This is a genomic window from Pseudomonas sp. Pso3 (assembly GCF_055393275.1).
Genome location: NZ_AP043687.1, coordinates 4,083,190 through 4,102,696, shown reverse-complemented (window position 1 = coordinate 4,102,696; position 19,507 = coordinate 4,083,190). Strand labels below are relative to the sequence as shown.

The 19,507-nt window shown below is 68.8% G+C and carries 16 protein-coding genes; 10 read left to right on the top strand and 6 right to left on the bottom strand.

What is annotated here, in order from left to right:
- Positions 1-15: 15 nt before the first annotated feature.
- Positions 16-1,398, bottom strand: a complete 1,383-nt coding sequence (locus tag ACZ5R1_RS19280; protein ID WP_077171005.1) for an APC family permease — start codon at positions 1,396-1,398, stop codon at positions 16-18.
- 154 nt (positions 1,399-1,552) lie between these two features.
- Between ACZ5R1_RS19280 and ACZ5R1_RS19275 the strand changes: the two genes are divergently transcribed.
- The 6 genes from ACZ5R1_RS19275 to ACZ5R1_RS19250 all read left to right on the top strand — a co-directional run bounded on the left by ACZ5R1_RS19275 (position 1,553) and on the right by ACZ5R1_RS19250 (position 7,541).
- Entirely contained in the window at positions 1,553-2,317 is a 765-nt protein-coding gene (locus tag ACZ5R1_RS19275; RefSeq protein ID WP_027602960.1) for a LuxR family transcriptional regulator, read from the top strand.
- A gap of 88 nt (positions 2,318-2,405) precedes the next feature.
- Positions 2,406-2,876 (top strand): nuclear transport factor 2 family protein, encoded by a 471-nt coding sequence (locus tag ACZ5R1_RS19270; RefSeq protein ID WP_115946698.1) that lies wholly within the window; start codon positions 2,406-2,408, stop codon positions 2,874-2,876.
- Between the two features lie 72 nt (positions 2,877-2,948).
- Positions 2,949-3,854: a LysR family transcriptional regulator gene (locus ACZ5R1_RS19265; protein WP_027602961.1), complete on the top strand. Its 906-nt coding sequence runs from the start codon at positions 2,949-2,951 to the stop codon at positions 3,852-3,854.
- A 110-nt stretch (positions 3,855-3,964) separates the two neighbouring features.
- Positions 3,965-5,155: a CaiB/BaiF CoA transferase family protein gene (locus ACZ5R1_RS19260; RefSeq protein ID WP_027598451.1), complete on the top strand. Its 1,191-nt coding sequence runs from the start codon at positions 3,965-3,967 to the stop codon at positions 5,153-5,155.
- Entirely contained in the window at positions 5,152-6,078 is a 927-nt protein-coding gene (locus ACZ5R1_RS19255; protein WP_027598452.1) for a hydroxymethylglutaryl-CoA lyase, read from the top strand. The genes ACZ5R1_RS19260 and ACZ5R1_RS19255 overlap by 4 nt, the downstream gene beginning before the upstream one ends.
- Positions 6,079-6,155: 77 nt before the next feature.
- Positions 6,156-7,541, top strand: coding sequence for an MFS transporter (locus ACZ5R1_RS19250; RefSeq protein ID WP_037007309.1), 1,386 nt, complete (start codon positions 6,156-6,158; stop codon positions 7,539-7,541).
- A gap of 2 nt (positions 7,542-7,543) precedes the next feature.
- On the opposite strand, the gene ACZ5R1_RS19245 is transcribed toward ACZ5R1_RS19250, so the two are convergent.
- Both ACZ5R1_RS19245 and ACZ5R1_RS19240 read right to left on the bottom strand, forming a co-directional pair.
- Positions 7,544-10,642 (bottom strand): multidrug efflux RND transporter permease subunit, encoded by a 3,099-nt coding sequence (locus ACZ5R1_RS19245; RefSeq protein WP_115946699.1) that lies wholly within the window; start codon positions 10,640-10,642, stop codon positions 7,544-7,546.
- On the bottom strand, positions 10,642-11,793 hold the full coding sequence (locus ACZ5R1_RS19240) for an efflux RND transporter periplasmic adaptor subunit (RefSeq protein WP_115946700.1): 1,152 nt from the start codon (positions 11,791-11,793) through the stop codon (positions 10,642-10,644). The genes ACZ5R1_RS19245 and ACZ5R1_RS19240 overlap by 1 nt, the downstream gene beginning before the upstream one ends.
- A 151-nt stretch (positions 11,794-11,944) precedes the next feature.
- On the opposite strand from ACZ5R1_RS19240, the gene ACZ5R1_RS19235 reads away from it, so the two are divergent.
- From ACZ5R1_RS19235 to glsB, 3 genes are all read left to right on the top strand, one after another.
- A complete protein-coding gene (locus ACZ5R1_RS19235; RefSeq protein WP_081737461.1) occupies positions 11,945-12,640 on the top strand; it encodes a response regulator in 696 nt (231 codons plus the stop codon).
- The gene (locus ACZ5R1_RS19230) at positions 12,641-13,957 is read left to right on the top strand and encodes an ATP-binding protein (protein ID WP_288505319.1); all 1,317 of its coding nucleotides are present in this window, start codon (positions 12,641-12,643) and stop codon (positions 13,955-13,957) included. It abuts the gene before it with no gap.
- 76 nt (positions 13,958-14,033) lie between these two features.
- Positions 14,034-14,948: a glutaminase B gene (glsB, locus tag ACZ5R1_RS19225; RefSeq protein WP_220376274.1), complete on the top strand. Its 915-nt coding sequence runs from the start codon at positions 14,034-14,036 to the stop codon at positions 14,946-14,948.
- Here glsB and ACZ5R1_RS19220 read toward each other — a convergent pair.
- From ACZ5R1_RS19220 to ACZ5R1_RS19210, 3 genes are all read right to left on the bottom strand, one after another.
- Entirely contained in the window at positions 14,945-15,829 is an 885-nt protein-coding gene (locus ACZ5R1_RS19220; protein WP_115946703.1) for a hypothetical protein, read from the bottom strand. The two genes, glsB and ACZ5R1_RS19220, sit on opposite strands and share 4 nt — an antisense overlap.
- An 82-nt stretch (positions 15,830-15,911) precedes the next feature.
- Positions 15,912-17,351 (bottom strand): cardiolipin synthase, encoded by a 1,440-nt coding sequence (gene cls / locus ACZ5R1_RS19215; protein WP_007162696.1) that lies wholly within the window; start codon positions 17,349-17,351, stop codon positions 15,912-15,914.
- 28 nt (positions 17,352-17,379) lie between these two features.
- Positions 17,380-18,510, bottom strand: a complete 1,131-nt coding sequence (locus ACZ5R1_RS19210; protein WP_115946704.1) for a methyltransferase — start codon at positions 18,508-18,510, stop codon at positions 17,380-17,382.
- A 72-nt stretch (positions 18,511-18,582) separates the two neighbouring features.
- On the opposite strand from ACZ5R1_RS19210, the gene ACZ5R1_RS19205 reads away from it, so the two are divergent.
- Positions 18,583-19,359, top strand: coding sequence for a ferredoxin--NADP reductase (locus ACZ5R1_RS19205; protein ID WP_027598461.1), 777 nt, complete (start codon positions 18,583-18,585; stop codon positions 19,357-19,359).
- Positions 19,360-19,507: the final 148 nt, after the last annotated feature.

The window sequence follows — 19,507 nt, the reverse complement described above, 5'->3', positions numbered from 1 at the left end:
GCGGCGGGTCTGTGCCTAATGGACGGCGTCGTTGGCCTTGAATTCCGTGGTCCGGCCGCTGAGCCTGAGGAAGGCCAGCACGGCCAGGCCCAGCACCATCCAGCAGCTGCCACCGACCTTGGCGTAGACGTCGGCGTTGAACAGCACATAGGCGAGGATGATGAAGCCGATCAGCGGGACCAGCGCATGGAGCAGCGGGCGACCGGCGCCGCGGTGATGCCAGGCCACTGCCACATGCAGGAGCAGGAAGGCGGTCAGCGCACCGAAGTTGCACATGGAGGCGAGCAGATTGATCTGGCCGACAAAGAACAGCCCCAGCACCAGACTCAGGGCCGCCACCAGCAGGATGGCGCGTTGCGGCACCCGGGTCGTGGGATGGATCTGCCGCAGGAACTGCGGCATCTGGCGATCACGGGCCATGGCGAACAGCAGGCGCGAGGTGGCGGCCTGGGCCACCAGGGCGTTGGCGATGGCGGCGCCGATGGCCACCGCCAGGGCGATCACCACCTGCAGCCAGGGGCCGGCGATCAGCCGACCGATCTCGTAGAAGGCGTTGTTGGAGGCGTCGGCGTCGGGGTACTGGATCAGGTTGGGTTGCAGCAGGGCGGCCAGCCAGGTCTGCACCATGAACAGCGCCGCCACCAGGGTCAGGGCCAGCAGGGTGGCGCGACCCACCACGCGGCTGCCGCCGCGGGTTTCCTCGGAAAGGGTGGAGATGGCGTCGAAGCCGAGAAAGGACAGCACCGCCACCGACAGGGCGCTGAAGATCAGCGGCAGGGAGAATTCCTGAGGGTTGTACAGCGGCTTCAGGCTCCACTCGGCGCCGTTCACGCCGCGGCTGATGGCCAGCGACGCCAGCACCACGAACACCAGCAGCACCGCCAGCTGACCGTAGAGGAACAGCCGGTTGGCGCGGGCGGTGGTCTCGATGCCGCGCAGGTTGACCAGGGTGTTGAGGCCGACGAAGAAGAGGATCCACAGCGGCTGGGGAAGCGCCGGGATGACGTTGGCCATGGCGTTGGCGCCGATCACATAGAGCAGGGTGGGCACCAGCAGGTAGTCGAGCAGGATGGCCCAGCCGGCGAGAAAGCCCAGGGCCGGGTGTAGGCCGCGGCCGACATAGGCATAGACCGAACCGGCCACCGGGAAGGCGCGCGACATCTGCTGGTAGCTGACCGCGGTGAACAGCATGGCGACGAAGCCGATCAGGTAGGTGAGGGGCACCATGCCGTGGCTGGCATCGAACACCCCGCCAAAGATGGAAAAGGGCGCGATGGGCACCATGAACACCAGGCCGTAGATCAGCAGGTCCTTCAACCCGAGCTGGCGCTTGAGTTCCTGGGTGTAGCCGAAGCGGGCGAGGTCGGCGGCGTCGCCGGACGGAGCGTGCTGAGTCATGGGGGCTTCCTCGAAGGGGCGGGTTAGGCTCGACTCTAGGCCAGGGTGGGGCCTGGCCCCATCCGCAAAAGTGCTAGGTTTGCAGCAGTGCTGTCGCGACTGGCAGAACCTTTGCTTCGCGTTCCCCATCGCGATCCAGGGGAGGAGCTCCAAGATGCATGCCGATCTGCTTACCGTCAGCAGCCGCCTCGCCGGACTGCCCACGCTCGACGCCTGTCTGGATGCCGTCCAGGCCAGCGCCGACCACCTGGGGTGCAAGGCGCTGATCTACGACTATGCCCCGGTGCCCCTCAGTCACGAGGGCGTGCTCATCACCCCCTCGGTATTCAAGGTGCGCAACGCCCCGGCGGACATGCAGGCCTTCTGGTGCGAGCGCGGCTATTACCAGATCGACCCGGTGCAGCAATGCGCCAGTCGGCGCGCGGCGCCCTTCGTCTGGTCGTTTCGCAGCGAAACCCGCAGCGCCCTGCGCGAGTACCTGGGTGACAGTCACCGCCCGGTCACCTGCTATGTGCGTGACAGCGGCCTGGCCACCGGGGTGACGGTGCCGCTGCACCTGCCGGGCGGTGCCTTCGCCACCCTGACCGGCATCCTCGATGCCGATGCGCGGGACGCCGAGGCCGCCGGCGAAGCCTGCCTGGGCGCCTTCCTGGTGCTGGCCCATGCCTTCCAGGCCCGGGCCGACGAACTGCTCGCGCCGGCTGAACGCCGCTGCGGTCAGGTCCGCCTGACGCCGCGCGAGCGCGAATGCCTGCAGTACTCGGCCAAGGGCCTCACCGCCAAGCGCATCGCCGCGACCCTCAACCGCTCCACCGCCACGGTCAACCTGCACCTCAACTCCGCCGCCCGCAAACTGGGCGCGCGCAACCGGGTCGAGGCGGTGGTGCGGGGCTTGCACTATCGCCTGGTCGAGGTCTGAGCGACTTGGCCGGATCCGTGGGCTGATCGACCTTGTGACACCCGCGCTGCGGCCCGACACTGGGGCCTCATCTGCCTAGGAGTGTCCCATGAGCGCCGCCCGTCCTCCCGTCCCGCCCTTCACCCTCGAATCCGCCCGGCAAAAGGTCCACGCCGCCGAAGACGGCTGGAACAGCCGCGATCCGGCCAAGGTGGCCCTGGCCTATACCGCCGACAGTCGCTGGCGCAATCGCAGCGATTTCCTCCAGGGCCGCGCCGCCATCGAGGCCTTTCTCACCCGCAAGTGGCAGCGCGAGCACGAGTACCGGCTGATCAAGGAACTCTGGGCCCATGACGGCGCGCGTATCGCCGTGCGCTTCGCCTACGAATGGCGGGACGAAGACGGCCAGTGGTACCGCGCCTACGGCAACGAGAACTGGCACTTCGACGACCAGGGCCTGATGGCCGAGCGTCACGCCAGCATCAACGACCTGCCGATCACCGAAGCCGAGCGGCTGTTTCATTGGCCCCAGGGGCGGCGCCCGGATGACCATCCCGGCCTGAGCGACCTGGGTCTCTAACCTGAGGCAGGTGGCTACCCCGGGCGCGCCGGGTCCTGTACAAGGACCTCTGGCCGCCTGGACCCCAAGACGATGCACTACCGCAACCTGCTCCGCCGCCTCGACCTGGTCTCGCTGCAGCTGCTGCTGGCGGTGCACGAGGAGGGCACCCTGACCCGCGCCGCCGAGCGCGAGATGATCGCCTTGTCCGCCGCCAGCAAGCGACTGCACGACCTGGAGCGCTCGCTCGACATCGAACTCTTCGAGCGCAACGCCAAGGGCACCACCCTCACCCCGGTCGGCGAGACGCTGCTGCATTACGCCAAGCGCATCCTCGCCGACGTCGAGCGCATCAGCATCGATGTCGGCGAGCACCTGCAGGGCGTGCGCGGCTACGTGCGGATGATGGCCAACATCTCCGCCATCATCGAATTCCTCCCCGAGGACCTGCAGGCCTTCACCGTCGGCCATCCCCAGGTCAAGGTCAGCCTGGACGAACGACCCAGCGCCGGGGTGGTGAAGGGGGTGCTGGAAGGCGCCGCCGACCTGGGCATCTGCTCCTCGGACACCGATACCCGCGGCCTGCTGGCCGTGCCCTACCGGCAGGACACCCTGGTGGTAGTGATGCGTCCGGATCATCGCCTGGCCGCACGCCCGCGGCTGGCCTTCGCCGAGACCCTGGACGACGACCACGTCGGCCTGCACGCCGACAGCTTCATCAACCTGCGCACCAAGGCGGCCGCACGCAGTCACGGCAAGGCCCTGCGCCTGCGCATCCATGTGCCCGGCTTCGATGCCGTGTGCCGCATGGTGCAGGCGGGCTTCGGCCTGGGCGTGCTGCCGCTGCAGGCCTTCGAGCTCATCGGGCGACCGCTCGGACTGATCGCGGCGGCGCTGGATGACGACTGGTCCCAGCGCAGCCTGGCGCTGGTGGTGCGCGACGTCGAGTCGCTGTCGCCGGTCAGCCGGCTGCTCTACGACCACCTGCTGGACGTGTGAATCGGGTCTTCGCGATCTGCGAAGACCCCTTGCCGAAAGACGTTAACCACCGACTGCACTATTGTCCTAGCATCGGCCTCATTCCAATAACAAAGAGAGGCTAGCCCGCCATGACGGCTCTCACCGGACTCCGTGTCATCGAGATCGGCACGCTCATTGCCGCCCCCTTCGCCGCTCGGCTGATGGCCGAATTCGGCGCCGAGGTGATCAAGATCGAAGCCCTGGACAAGGGCGATCCCCTGCGCAAGTGGCGCAAGCTGCACGAGGGCACCTCGCTGTGGTGGTACCTGCAGTCGCGCAACAAGAAGTCCCTCGCCCTGAATCTGCGTTCCGCCGAAGGCGTGGCCCTGGTCAAGCAGCTGGTCGAGGGCGCCGACGTGCTCATCGAGAACCTGCGCCCGGGCGCCCTGGAAAAGCTCGGCCTCGGCTGGGACGTCCTGCACGCCCTCAATCCCAAGCTCACCCTGGTGCGCATCTCCGGCTACGGCCAGACCGGCCCCTATCGTGATAGACCCGGCTTCGGTGCCATCGGCGAGGCCATGGGCGGCATCCGCTACACCACCGGTACCCCGGGCGTGCCGCCGGCGCGGGTCGGGGTCAGCCTCGGCGATTCCCTGGCCTCCATGCACGCGGTGATCGGCGCCCTGATGTCGGTGCTGCGGGTCAAGACCGGCCAGGGCGACGGCCAGGTGGTCGATGTCTCCCTGGTCGAGAGCGTGTTCAACGTCATGGAAAGCCTGGTGCCCGAATACTCCATGCTCGGCCATGTGCGCGAGCGCACCGGCGGGGCATTGCCGGGCATCGCGCCGTCCAACACCTATCCCACCGGCGATGGCGGTTTCGTGGTAATCGCCGGCAACAGCGATCCCATCTATGTCCGGCTGATGCAGGCCATCGGCCGTCCCGATCTGGCCGAGCGCCCGGACCTTGCGCAGAACGACGGGCGTGCCCGCCACTGCGAGCTGATCGACGAGGCCATCGCCGCCTGGACCGGCAGTCGCGGCATCGACGAGGTGCTGGAGATCCTCGAAGGCGCCGAGGTCCCGGCCGGCCGCATCTATTCGGCCGCCGACATCGTCGCCGATCCCCATTACCAGGCGCGGGAGATGCTGCTGGACACCACGCTGCCCGACGGCGCGACCCTGAAGATGCCGGGCATTGTGCCCAAGCTGTCGGCCACTCCGGGCCAGGTCAACTGGCAGGGTCCGACCCTCGGTCAGCACACCGACGGCCTGCTGGCCGAACTGGGGCTGAGCGAAGCGGACATCCAGCGACTCAGGCAGGGCGGGGTGGTGCAATGAGTACCGAACGCCTGATCGTCCAGGAAGTCGCCCCCCGCGATGGCTTGCAGATCGAGCCGAGCTGGGTGGAAACCACCGACAAGATCGCTCTGATCGACGAGCTTTCGGCGCTGGGTTTCTCGCGGATCGAGGCCGGTTCCTTCGTCTCGCCCAAGGCGGTACCCATGCTGCGCGACGGCGAGGCCGTGTTCCAGGGCATCGCCCGCCGGCCCGGGGTGACCTACGTCGCCCTGGTGCCCAATCTCAAGGGCGCCCAGCGTGCCCTGGCGGCCGGCGCCGACGAGCTGAACCTGGTGCTCTCCGCCAGCCAGACCCACAACCGCGCCAACATGCGCATGAGCTGCGAGCAGTCCCTCGCCAGCTTCGCCGAGGTGGTGCAGCTGGCCAAGGGGCAGGCGGTCTCGCTCAACGGCACGGTGGCGACCACCTTCGGCTGCCCCTTCGAGGGGCGCATCGACGAAGGCTGGGTGTTCGAGCTGGTACAGCGCTATCTGGCGCTGGGCATGACCGGCATCACCCTCGCCGACACCACCGGCATGGCCAATCCGCGGCAGGTCGCGCGGATCGTCCGCCAGGTGCTGGAACTGATCCCGGCGTCCGCCCTGACCCTGCATTTCCACAACACCCGCGGCCTCGGCCTGTGCAACGTGCTGGCGGCTTATGAAGCCGGCGCGCGCCGCTTCGACGCCGCCCTCGGCGGACTCGGCGGCTGCCCCTTCGCGCCCGGTGCGTCCGGCAACATCTGCACCGAGGACCTGGTGAACCTCTGCGTGGAAACCGGAGTGGAGACCGGAATCGACCTGGAGCGGCTGATCGCGCTGTCGCGCACCCTGCCGGCGCTGCTCGGCCACGACACCCCCGGTCAGCTGGCCAAGGCCGGTCGCAACTGCGATCTGCATCCGCCGCCCGCCGCCACTGGCTGAGCCGCCCCCGTTTTCATTCGTTCGCCCTGACTACAACAACAAAGGAGCGCCAGCCTGGCCGCTCCCGGGAGACCGCTATGTCCTCATCCGCAACCTCCGCCGCCCTGGCGGCCACCGAACAGGCCATCGTCCGCAAGGTCGCCTGGCGGCTCATGCCGCTGATCATGGTCTGCTACCTGTTCGCCTTCTTCGACCGCATCAACATCAGCTTCGCCAAGTTCCAGCTGCAGGCGGACCTGTCGCTGAGCAACACCGCCTATGGCCTGGGCGCGGGACTCTTCGTGGTGGGCTATGTGCTGTTCGAGGTACCCAGCAACATGATGCTGTACAAGGTCGGCGCCCGGCGCTGGATCGCCCGCATCATGATCTCCTGGGGCATCGCCACGGCGCTGATGATGTTCGTCACCGCCGAATGGCAGTTCTATGTGCTGCGCTTCCTGATCGGCGCCATGGAGGCCGGCTTCGCGCCGGGCATCCTCTACTACCTGACGCTGTGGTTTCCACAGAGCTATCGCGGGCGCATCACCTCGACGCTGTTTCTCGCCTCGGCCTTTGCCGGGCTGATCGGCGCCCCGGTCTCGGGGGTGATCCTCGGGCAGATGGACGGCCTGCTCGGCATGCGCGGCTGGCACTGGCTGTTCCTGGTCGGTGGCATCCCCTGCGTGCTGCTCGGCGTGCTGGTGCTGCGCCTGCTGCATGACCGCATCGCCGATGCGCCCTGGCTCAACGCCGACGAGAAGACCTTCCTGGCCAGCCGTATCGCCCGCCATGAAAACAACAGCCACGGCTCGCTGCTGGCGGCGATCCGGCTGCCGGGCTTCCTGCTGCTCGCGGTGATCTACTTCCTGATCCAGGTCGCCTCCTATGGCCTCAACTTCTGGGCGCCGCAGCTGATCCGCAGCGCCGGTACCGAGAGTCCCACCCTCATAGGCCTGCTGACCGCCGTGCCCTACGTCTTCGGCGCCATCACCATGGTGGTGGTGGGACGGCTGTCGGACGCCAGCGGCGAGCGGCGCAAGTTCGTCTGCGGCCTGGTGATCGCCGGCGCCCTGGGGTTCTTCAGTGCGGGACTCTTCGCCGACCACACCCTCTTCCTGATCCTGTCCCTGGCCCTGATGGGCGCCGGCATCATCGCCGCCATCCCGACCTTCTGGTCGCTGCCGCCGAAACTGCTGGCCGGCGCCGGCGCAGGCGCCGCGGGGGGCATCGCCCTGATCAACACCCTGGGGCAGGTCGGCGGTATCGTCAGTCCGGTGATGGTGGGCTACATCAAGGACCTGACCGGCAGCACCACCCCGGCGCTCTATCTCATCGGCTGCACCAGCCTGCTGGCCGCCGGCCTGATGTTCTGGGCGCTGCCGCAGAGCCTGCGGACCTCGGACAAGCTCGGCGCCCGCAAGCCCGAGCCCGCGCCGGTCGAGGACGCCACGCTGCTGGGCGACAAGCGCCCCCACAACGCCTGAGGCTAACGGTCCGGCGCGCGCCAGCGCCGGACCAGCCGCAGCACCAGCACGAAGAACACCGGCACGAAGACCAGCGCCAGGGTGGCGCTGAGCATGCCGCCGATCACCCCGGTGCCCACCGCCTGCTGGCTCGCCGAGCTGGCCCCGGTGGCCAGGGCCAGGGGCACCACGCCGAGGATGAAGGCCAGCGAGGTCATGACGATGGGTCGCAGGCGCAGGCGGGCGGCGCGGCAGGTGGCCTGGTGCAGGTCCATGCCTTCGTCGTGCAGGCGCTTGGCGAATTCGATCAGCAGGATGGCGTTCTTCGCCGTGAGGCCGATCACCGTGATCAGGCCGACCTTGAAGAAGACGTCGTTGGGCATCCCCCTCAGGGTCACCGCCAGCACCGCGCCGAGCACCCCCAGGGGTACCACCAGCAGCACCGCGGTGGGAATCGACCAACTCTCGTAGAGCGCCGCCAGGCAGAGGAACACCACCAGCAGCGACAGGCCCAGCAGCAGGGGCGCCTGGCCGGCGGAGAGGCGTTCCTGCAGCGACAGCGCCGTCCACTCCAGGGCGAAGCCGCGCGGCAACTCGGCGGCCAGGCGCTCCAGTTCGGCCATGGCCTCGCCGGTGGTATGACCGGGCAGCGGCTCGCCGGCCAGGCTGATGGCGGGGTAGCCGTTGTAGCGCGACAACTGCGCCGGGCCCTGGGTCCAGTCGGCGCTGACGAAGGCGGACAGCGGCACCATGCGTCCGCGCTCGTTGCGTACCTCCAGGCGCAGCAGGTCGTCCACCTGGCTGCGGGTACCCAGGTCGGCCTGCACGATCACCTGCTGCATCCGGCCTCGATTGGGAAAGTCGTTGACGTAGCTGGAGCCCAGGGCCGTGCCCAGGGTCTCGCCGAGGGCGCTGAAACTCACTCCTAGCGCGGCGGCCTGGCGGCGATCCACCACCAGCTGCACCTGGGCGCTGTCGGCCAGGGCGGTCTCCCGCACGTAGGCGATGATCGGATTGCCTGCCAGTCTGGCCTGCAGTTCATCGCGCGCCGCCTTGAGCGCCGCCTGGCCGCGATCGGACCTGTCCTGCAGACGCACCTCGAAGCCGCTGGAGGTGCCCAGGCCTTCCACCGGCGGCGGCAGCACGGCGAAGCCCTGGGCCTCGCTCTCGCCCGCCAGGACGTTATTGGCCCGCTCGGCGATGGCCGCGGCGGAGTCGGCCGGGCCGCGGGCGGACCAGTCCTTGAGGGTGGTGAAGGCCAGGGCGGCGTTCTGGCCGCTGCCGGAAAAGCTGAAGCCGAGCAGCACGAGATCGTTGGCCACGCCCGGCTCCTCGGCATAATGGCGCTCCAGGCGCTCGAGCACCTTGAGGGTGCGCTCCTGGGTAGCGCCCGGCGCCAGCTGGATGTCGGTGATCAGATAGCCCTGGTCCTCGGTGGGCAGAAAGGCGCCGGGCAGGCGGCCATAGAGCGCCACCAGGGCCGCCAGCAGGACGGCGAACAGCAGGAGATTGGGCAGCAGTCGGCGGATGGCGCGGGCCACCCAGCCTTCGAAACCGCCGGTCAGGCGTTCGAAGCCCCGGTTGAAGGCGCCGAAGAAGCCGCCGCGGGCATGGGCGCCCTGGGCAATCGGCTTGAGCAGGGCGGCGCACAGCGCCGGGGTCAGGCTCAGGGCGAGAAAGGCGGACAAGAGGATGGCCACCGCCATGGACGCCGAGAACTGGCGATAGATGACGCCCACCGAACCGCTCATGAAGGCCATGGGCACGAAGACCGCGGTCAGCACCAGGGTGATGCCGACGATGGCGCCGGAGATCTCGCCCATGGCCTTGCGCGTGGCGGCGCGCGGATCGAGTCCTTCCGTGGCCATGAGGCGCTCGACGTTCTCCACCACCACGATGGCGTCGTCCACCAGAATACCGATGGCCAGCACCATGCCGAACAGGGTCAGCACATTGATCGAATAGCCCAGCGCCAGGAGCACGGCGCAGGTGCCCAGCAGCGCCACCGGCACCACCAGGGTCGGGATCAGGGTGTAGCGCAGATTCTGCAGGAACAGGTACATCACCGCGAACACCAGCGCCATGGCCTCCAGCAGGGTGTGGATGACCTGGGTGATGGAGATCTCGACGAAGGGCGCCGTGTCGTAGGGGATGTCGTACTTCATTCCCGGCGGAAAGTACCGCGACAACTCGGCCAGCTTGGCGCGCACCGCCTTGGCGGTGGCCAGGGCATTGGCGGTGGGCGCCAGCTGCACGCCGACCGCCACCGAGGGCTTGCCGTCCAGCCGGGTGCCGAAGTTGTAGCTCTGGCTGCCCACCTCGACCCGGGCGACATCGCCCAGGGTCACGCTGGAGCCATCGACCCCGGCGCGCAGCAGGATGCCGGCGAATTCGGCCGGGTCGCTGAGCTGGCCCTTGATCAGCACCGGCGCGTTCAGCTCCTGACCCGCGGGGGTGGGCAATTCGCCGAGACTGCCGGCCGCCACCTGGACGTTCTGCTCGGCGATGGCGCGGGTCACGTCGGCCGGGGTCAGGCCGACCGCCACCAGGCGACTGGGATCGAGCCAGACGCGCAGGGCGTGCTCGGCGCCAAACAGCTGGGCCTTGCCCACCCCGTCCAGCCGGCGCAGTTCGTTGACCACGTTGCGCGCCAGGTAGTCGCTCAGGGCGGTGGTGTCGAGGCGCGCGTCGGTGGCGGTGAGGGTGACGAACAGCAGGTAGCCGGCGGAAGTCTCCTCTATCTGGATGCCCTGCTGGGTGACCGCCCGCGGCAGGCGCGGCTCCACCACCTTGAGGCGATTCTGGATGTCCACCTTGGCCAGCTCCGGATCGGTGCCGGGCTGGAAGGTCACGGTCAGGGTGGCGCTGCCCTGGCTGCTGCTGGACGAGAAGTAGAGCAGGTGATTGACGCCATTGAGTTCCTGCTCGACCAGGCTGACCACGCTCTCGTCCAGGGTCTGCGGCGTGGCGCCCGGATAGCTCAGGGTCAACTCGATCTGCGGCGGCGCCACGTTGGGATACTGGGCCACCGGCAACTGCGGCAGGGCCAGCAGGCCGGCGAGCAGGATGAACAGCGCCACCACCCAGGCGAACACCGGGCGGTCGATGAAGAAATTGGCCATCAGCGCGCCTCCGCCGGGGCGGCCTGGGGTTCCTGGGGTTCCACCAGCAGTCCTGGCTGCGCCTGTTGCAGGCCCGAGAGCAGTACCCGCTCACCAGCGGCCAGGCCGGATTTCACCACCCAGCGACCGTCCACCACCGGTCCCAGGCGCACCTCGCGCAGGGCGAGCCGGTCTTCGGCGTCCACCACCCAGACCTGGGCCTGGCCGCCGGCGCTGCGCTGCACCGCCCGTTGCGCCACGCTCAGGCCCTGGTCGAGCCGTGCCTGCTCCAGGCGCACCCGCACGAAGCTGCCCGGCAGGAGTTCGCGCCGTGGATTGGGAAACTGGCTGCGCAAGGTGATCTGGCCGGTGCTGGCGTCCACCGCCAGATCGGCGAATAGCAGGCGGCCGCTCTCCGGGTAGGGGCTGCCGTCTTCCTGCAGCAGGGTGACCCGCGCCTGGTCCGGCGCCACCTGCTGTAGCCGGCCGTCGCTGAGGGCATCGCGCAGCGCCTTGAGCTGGCGGGTCGACTGGGTGACGTCGGCATGGATGGGGTCCAGCTGCTGGATGATCGCCAACGGCGTGGCATCGCCCTGGCCGACCAGGGCGCCTTCGCTGACCAGGGCCTTGCCGATGCGCCCGGCGATGGGCGCGGTGACCGTGGCATAGCCCAGATTCAGCCGCGCCCGCTTGAGCGCCGCCTGGGCGGCCGCCACCTCGGCCTGCGCCTGCAGACTGGCACCCTGGGCATCGTCCTGCGCCTGACGACTGATCGCCTCGCTCTCCACCAGTGCCGCATAGCGCTCGGCCAGGCGGCGGGCCTGGAAGGCGCTGGCCTCGGCCTTGCGCAGGGCGGCGGCGGCGCTGTCCACCTCGGCCTGCAGCGGCGCCGGATCGATACGGAACAGCACCGCGCCGGCCTTGACCTCGCTGCCCTCGTGAAACACCCGCTGCAGCACGATGCCGGCGACCCGCGCCCGTACCTCGGCGGTCCGCGGCGCCACCAGGCGGCCACTGAGTTCGCTGGCGATGGCCAGGGGCGAGGGGTGCAGCGTCTCCACCTGCACCCTGGGCGCGGGCGGGGCGGCAGCTTCCGGGGCCGGACGGTCGCAGGCGGCGAGCAGCAGGCAGAGCAGCGCGAGGCTGCCGAGGGCAGGGCGGGGCAGGGACATCAGGGGCTTCCTCCAGGAGAGCGCCATGGTAGGCGTCCCGCTCAGGCCTCCCTGTAAACGTCTGTAGGTCTCTTGTGAAAGAGTGTTAAGCCTGGCGCCCGCCTGCCCGGGGCTCGGCTATGCTCGGCACTTTCCACCGCGAAGACCTGCCGTGATCCCCTTGCTCATCGTCGAAGACGACACCGCCCTGGCCGAGCTCATCGCCACCTACCTGGGCCGTCAGGGCTATGCCGTGACGGTGATCGGTCGCGGCGACGAAGCCCTGGCCGCGGTGCAGCGCCTGCGCCCGCACCTGGTGGTGCTCGACGTCATGCTACCGGGGCTGGACGGCCTGCAGGTCTGCCGTCAGCTGCGCGCCGCCCAGCCGAGCCTGCCGATCCTGATGCTTACGGCCCTGGACGACAGCCACGACCAGGTGCTGGGCCTGGAGATCGGCGCCGACGACTACGTCAGCAAGCCCTGCGAACCGCGGGTGCTGCTGGCACGCATCCGCACCCTGCTGCGCCGCTGCCAGCTGGGTGAGGCACCCGCCGATGACCGCCTCACTATCGGCCAGCTGCGGCTGCTGCCGGGTGAACGCCAGGTCTGGTGGCGCGACCAACTGGTGGAGCTGTCATCCACCGAATTCAACCTGCTGGCGATCCTCATGCGCCATGCCGGCGAGGTGCTCAGTCGCGACCAGCTGATCCAGCAACTGCGCGGCATCGAATTCAACGGCGTCGATCGCTCGGTGGACGTGGCCATCTCCAAGCTGCGCCGGCGCTTCGAAGAGCACCCCGGCGACGCCCGGCGGATCAAGACCGTCTGGGGCAAGGGCTATCTCCTTTCCCGCGCCGAGTGGGAATAGATGCTCAAGATCCTCGTCCGCCTCTACCTCATCCTGCTGGTGACCTATGGCGCCGCCAGCTACCTGGTGCCCGAGGCGCTGCTGCAGGTGTTCTACGAGCGCTACAGTCGCTACACCCTCGAACAACTGCACGGCCCGCTCAGCCTGGTGCAGCGCACCTTCAACCAGGCGCCGCCGGCGCGCTGGCCAGCCCTGCAGAAGGAGTTGGCCGCGGAGCTGGCGCCCATCAGCCTGCGTCTGGTCCCGCTTGAGGATCCAGCCCTCACCCCGGAGGAGCGCGCCGATCTGGCCGCCGGCCAGCGGCGGGTACGCCTGGGCGACTATGGCGAACCCAGCGCGGCCCTGGTGCCGCTGCCGACGGATCAGGTGCTCTGGGTCGGCATCCCCGAGGCGCCCACCGACATCGCCCTGACCTACTGGGCCATGAACGCCCTGATCGGCGCGGCCCTGCTGGTTTGCCTCTATGTCTGGCTGCGACCGCACTGGCGCGACCTGGAGCGGCTGCGGCGTACCGCGGCGCGCCTGGGCAAGGGCCATCTGGGCGAGCGCACGGCCATCTCGCCGCGCTCGGACATCGGCGAGGTGGCGCGGGCCTTCGATGACATGGCCCAGGAACTGGAGGCGCTGATCGTCCAGCAGCGCGACCTGCTCAACGCCGTCTCCCATGAATTGCGCACGCCGCTGTCACGCCTGGAATTCGGCCTGGCGCTGTTGCAGGCCGATCCGCTGCCCGCCGAGACCCACCGCCAGCTGGAACAACTGGTGCGCCACGTCCGCGAACTGGATGCCCTGGTCGACGAATTACTGTCCTTTGCCCGCCTGCAGAGCAGCCAGCAGCCGCCCGAACGCCTGAGCCTGGAACTCGAAGCCTTTCTCGACAGCGTGCTGGCCGACTTCGCCGAAGAGCAGGAGCGCCGCGGCGTCGTGATTCACCTGGACCTGACGCAGGCGCCCAGGCGGGCCGAACTGGCGCCACGCCTCACCGCCCGCGCCCTGCAGAATCTCGTCGGCAACGCCCTGCGTTATTGCCAGCGCGAGGTCTGGGTAGCGGTCCGTGACGACGGCGACGCGTTGCTGATCGCCGTCGAGGATGACGGCGAGGGGATTCCCGCGGCGGAGCGCGAGCGGGTCTTCGAACCCTTCTATCGCCTGGATCGCAGTCGTGACCGCGCCACCGGCGGCTTCGGCCTGGGCCTGGCCATCAGCCGGCGCGCGGTGGAAAACCAGGGTGGCCGGCTGGACCTGAGCGCCGGTGCCCAGGGTGGCGCTCGATTCGAGATCCGCCTGCCATTGCCGCCGCGCCTGGGGCTCGCCTGAGGCCGCCGTGGCCCCTACACTTGGCGCCCCCGCCCGTTTCGGAATCGTCATGGCAGAGCCCTTCGACCGCCACTCGCTGCAACCCCTGCTCGACCGTATCGCCGCCGCCGCGCCGCGCCATTTCGGCGAGGGCAAGGTGGCCGACTACATCCCGGCGCTGGCCGAGGTGGCGCCGGATCAGTTCGGCATCGCCGTCTGCGACGTCAACGGCCAGGTCTGGCGCGCCGGGGCGGCCGACACCGCCTTTTCCATCCAGTCCATCTCCAAGGTGCTCAACCTGGTGATCGCCATGCAGCGCCTGGACGAGGCGGATATCTGGACCCGCGTCGGCCGCGAGCCTTCCGGCCATGCCTTCAACTCCATGGCCCAGCTGGAAGAAGAGAAGGGCGTGCCGCGCAATCCCTTCATCAACGCCGGCGCCGTGCAGGTCTGCGAATTGCTGGTGTCGCGCATCATGTCGATCCACTGGATGATGCGCGAACAGGCGCGCCGTCTGGCCGGCAATCCGACGCTCAACTTCGACGACCGCGTGGCCCGCTCGGAGATGGACCACAAGGCGCGCAACGCCGCCCTGGCCTATCTGATGAAGGCCTACGGCAATCTGCACAGCGAGGTCGATGACGTCCTCGACGTCTATTTCCACGGCTGCGCCCTGGCCATGAGCTGCGTCGACGTGGCTCGCGCCTTCGCCTTTCTCGCCAACGGCGGCATCAATCCCCAGGATGGCCAGGTCGTGGTGACGCCCCAGCAGACCCGCCAGCTCAATGCGCTGCTGCTGACCTGCGGCCTCTATGACGCGGCCGGCGACTTCGCCTGGCGCGTCGGCCTGCCGGGCAAGAGCGGGGTAGGGGGCGGCATCGTCGCCATCGTGCCGGGACAGATGAGCATCTGCGTCTGGTCGCCCCGGCTGGACAGCTACGGCAACTCGGTGGCCGGCCTGCGTTCTCTAGAGACCCTGGTGGAAGGGCTGGGCGTGGCGCCGCTCGGCTAGTAGGCCATGGACAGGCTGAGGGTTACCTGGGGCACCACGCCGTCGGTCTCGCCCTCCGGACCGCTCAACTCGCGCAGGGCGCCGTCGCGATAGAGCGCCAGGGCTTCGGCGCGAGCGCTCCAGCGCGTCTCGCCCCAGCGAAAGGGCTGCTCCAGCGCCAGCCCGGTGCGGGCATAGAGGCGATCGCCGGAATCCGGTCCATAGAAGCCGTTCCAGCCCACCCCCAGGGCACTGGGGAAACTCAGGCGCAGGCCACTGGCCGAGAGGTCCAGTCCGGGTTCCAGGCTGCCCTGGGTATAGAGACCGCTGTCGCCCTGGGTGCGGGTGGTCACCGCCAGTCCCGGACGCCAGGCACCCAGGCCCGACTCGGCCTGGTAGGCCAGGGTCAGGCTGGCCTCTTGCGTGGTGGCGGCGACATCGTTTGGGCTGCTCTTGACCGTGTAGACGAAGCCGACCCTCAGGCCCTCGGCCGGTGACACCACCACGCCCAGCAGGTTGTTGCTCTCGTACCAGCGCCGCGGGCTGACCCGTTCCTCGCTGGAGGGGCTGTGCAAGCCGTTGCTGCTGCTGAACACCAGCCAGGCATCGGCATTGCCGTCGCTTCCCTGGTGCAGATCCAGGGCGAAGCCCGCCTGCAGGTGCAAGGGGACGCGGTCGAGGCTGGCCGCGTCGTCATCGTAGTTGCCGCGGGAAAAGTCGCCGTTGCGCACGTCCATGCCCAGTTGCGGATGGAAGCGCCCGGAGTTTTCGCTGACCTCCACGCTGCCCAGGGCGGCGTCTTCGCTTTCGATGGACGGCACGCTACGCGGCGCGGCGGTGGCCTCCAGGGCCAGACAGCCCGCCAGCAGACCGGCGCAACGCAGGGGCGAGGGGCACGACATGGCGACTCCGGGATGCGCGGGGCGCTCCGGGTGAGGCGCCATGGGGCATCGGACCAGGCCGCCGCCGAGCGGGTTCCAGGCCCTAGAGCACCGGCGAAAACACCCGCGCCACCCGCATGGCCACCCGCCGCCAGCGGCGCAGGGCGGCATTGTCCTCGGGGGTGAGTTCGCGGGAGCGACTGAAGTCCTGCTCCAGCATCTTGCGCACCTCCCAGGCGAAGGGGACGTCCATCACCATCACCATGACCTCGAAGTTGAGGCGGAAGGAACGGTTGTCCAGGTTGGCGCTGCCCACCGCGGCCACGTCTTCGTCGATCAGCACCACCTTCTGGTGCAGGAAGCCCGGGCCGTAGCGGAACACCCGCACCCCGGCATGTACCGCTTCGAAGGCATAGAGGTAGGAGGCGGCATAGACCACCTTGTGGTCGGGTCGCGAGGGCAGCAGGATGCGCACGTCCACCCCGCGCAGGGCGGCCAGGCGCAGGGCCGCCGAAACGGCTTCGTCAGGGATGAAGTAGGGCGTGGTGATCCAGACGCGGTGGCGCGCCGAGTGGATGGCCTCTACAAAGAACAGCGAGCAGGTCTCCTGATCGTCCGCCGGCCCGCTGGGCACCACCTGGCAGAGCACGCCCCCCTCTTCGTAGCGTTCCGGCAGCAGCAGGGTGGGCAGCTTTCTGGTCACCCAGTACCAGTCCTGGGCAAAGGTTTCCTGCAGGGTGGCCAGGGCCGGACCGCGCAATTCCAGGTGGGTGTCGCGCCAGGGCGCCAGGGGCGGCTTGAGACCCATGTATTCGTCGCCGACGTTGAGCCCGCCGGTAAAGCCCACCTCGCCATCGACGATGACGATCTTGCGATGGTTGCGGAAATTGACCTGGAACCTGTTGATCAGCCCGCGTCTGTTGCTGAAGCCCTTCACCTCACAACCGGCTTCGCGCAGCTTTTCCACATAGGCGCGCGGCAGGGCATGGCTGCCGATGGCGTCGTACAGCAGAAAGACCTGGACCCCGGCGCGGGCGCGGTCCAGCAGGGTGTTCTGCAGGGCCAGGCCGAGGGCGTCGTCGTGGATGATGAAGAACTGCACCAGCACCACCTTCTGCGCCCCGCGGATGGCCGCGAGGATGGCGGCGAAGGTCTCCTCGCCGTTGATCAGCAGCCGCACCTGGTTGTTGGCAACGCAGGGCGTGCCGGTGAGGGCGGTCATGGCCTTGAGCTTGCGATTGGCCGCGCTGCACTGCTGGGCGGCCATGGCCTCGGCGATCCAGGGCCGCCAGTCCAGTTCGGCGGCCTGGCGCGCCATCTCCTCGTCGGCCTGACGCCGCGCCTTCACATAGCTGTCGAAGCGCCGCCGGCCGAATACCAGATAGGGAATCAGGCTGAGGAAGGGCATGAACACCAGCGCCATGGCCCAGGCCATGGCGCCCTGGGCGGTACGCACCGTGATAATGGCGTGGATCGCCGCGCTGATGCCGATCAGTTCGAGGACCAGGGCGATGTAGTGGAGATCGAGGGGCAGGGAAGGCACGCGGGCAGCTCTCGCTCCTGGGTGGATGTCAGAGGGGTTGGACCGCCCTGAGCACCACGAATTTCGGCGTGGCCGCGATCTGTTCGACACGCCTGAACAGCCGCTTGAGCTTGACGTGATAACCCAGGTGGCGATTGCCCACCAGCCAGAGTTCGCCCTGCTCGGTCAGCGCCGCCCGCGCCTGCTGGAACATGCGCCAGGCGAGGAAGTCGCCCACCACCTGCTGCTGGTGAAAGGGCGGATTGCACAGGATCAGCTCCAGCGACCGCGGCGCCTGGTCGGCCAGGCCATCGGCCGCGCGGATTGCCACCGGTCGCTCGCCGAAGGCCGCGCTCCAGTTCTCGCGCGCCGACTGCACCGCCATGTAGGACTCGTCCACCAGGGTGAATTGCGCCTCCGGATTGGCCAGGGCGCAGGCCAGCGCCAGCACGCCGTTGCCGCAGCCGAGATCGGCCACCCGGGCCTGGCCCAGGCCCTGGGGCAGGTGTGGCAGGAAGGCACGGGTGCCGATATCCAGGCCCTCGCGGCAGAAGACGTTGGCATGGTTGACCAGGGTAAGTGGCGGCGCATCCAGGCGATAGCGACTCGGGTAGGGCGAGGCCACCGCCGGTCGCGCCTCGGGGGTGGCGAAGAGCAGCCGCGCCTTCTTTACCGCCAGCGAAGCCTGCACCGGGCCGATATGCCGCTCCAGCAGGTCGCCGGCGGCGCGGGGCAGGTGCTTGAGCATGCCGGCGGCGATCACCCGGGCACCCGGCGCCAGCTGGCCGTGCAGGCGGATCAGCTGCTCTTCCAGCAACGCCAGGGTCTTGGGCACCCGCACCAGCACCAGATCGAAGGGACCGCTGATCGCCTCGCTGGCCGGGACGAAGGTTACCGCCTCGGCGGCGAGGCCGTTGCGCGCCAGGTTGGCCGCCAGCGCCAGGGCCGCCAGGTGCGAGTCGCCACTGGAGGTCACCTGGGCATGAGCGGCGAGACTGGCGGCCAGGGCGCCGAAGCCGTCGTTGAGCACCAGCACCCGGGCGGACGGGGCCAGGCCCTCCTCGGCGACCTGCTGCAGCAGGTATTCGTCGGCGGCGTCGAAGGCCTGCAGGGGATCGTCGCGGCGCGGGGGCTGACGGTCGAGTTCGAGGGTGGCGAAGGGCGAGACGAGAGAAGGCATGGTTTCTGTCGGTGTTTATCGGCGGCTCACTGCGGGACAATGGCGCCAAGCAATCGGGAAAAAGAGGCCAGTATGACCGCCACCGAAGACAAGTTCACCCGCGAGACGATCACCGCCGTCTGGCCCTGGAGCGACAACCTCTTCAGCCTGAGGACCACCCGCGATCCGCGCTATCGCTTTCGCGCCGGCCAGTTCGCCCGGCTGGGCGTGCGCAAGGCCGATGGCGACATCGTCTGGCGGGCCTACTCCATGGTCTCGGCGCCCCACGACGACTTCCTCGAATTCTTTTCCATCGTCGTGCCGGGTGGCGCCTTCACCAGCGAACTGAGCCGCCTGCGCGAGGGCGACGAACTGCTGGTGGAAAAGCAGCCCTATGGCTATCTCACCCTGGAGCGCTTCGGCGGCGGTCGCGATCTCTGGCTGCTGGCCACCGGCACGGGCCTCGCGCCCTTCCTGTCGATGCTGCAGGAGCCCGATACCTGGGAGCGCTTCGAGCGCATCGTGCTGGTCTACAGCGTGCGCGAAGCTCGCGATCTGGCCTACCAGGAGGTCATCCGCGGTTACGGCGAGGTGGAGCACCTCGAAGGCCTCACCGACCGCCTGGTCTATGTTCCCGTGGTTACCCGCGAGGATCACCCCGGCGCCCTGCGTGGCCGCATCACCACCCTGATCGAGAACGGCGAGCTGGAACGCGCCGCCGGCGTCGAACTCTCGCCCGAGCACTCGCGCATCCTCATCTGCGGCAATCCGGAGATGGTCGACGACACCCGCCAGCTGCTCAAGACCCGCGATCTACAGCTGGCCCTGAGTCGCCGACCCGGGCAGGTGGCGGTGGAAAACTACTGGTAACAGGGGCCACCACCGGCGTCTTTACGTTTTCTTCACAATTGGAAAAGGTTGGGCCTTTAGCTTTGGCCCCACCTTGCTCTAGGATCGGAATTTCCAAGGCTACTTTCCGAGTCCCGATGAGCAGTGACAGATCCGAGCCGCCCCCGGC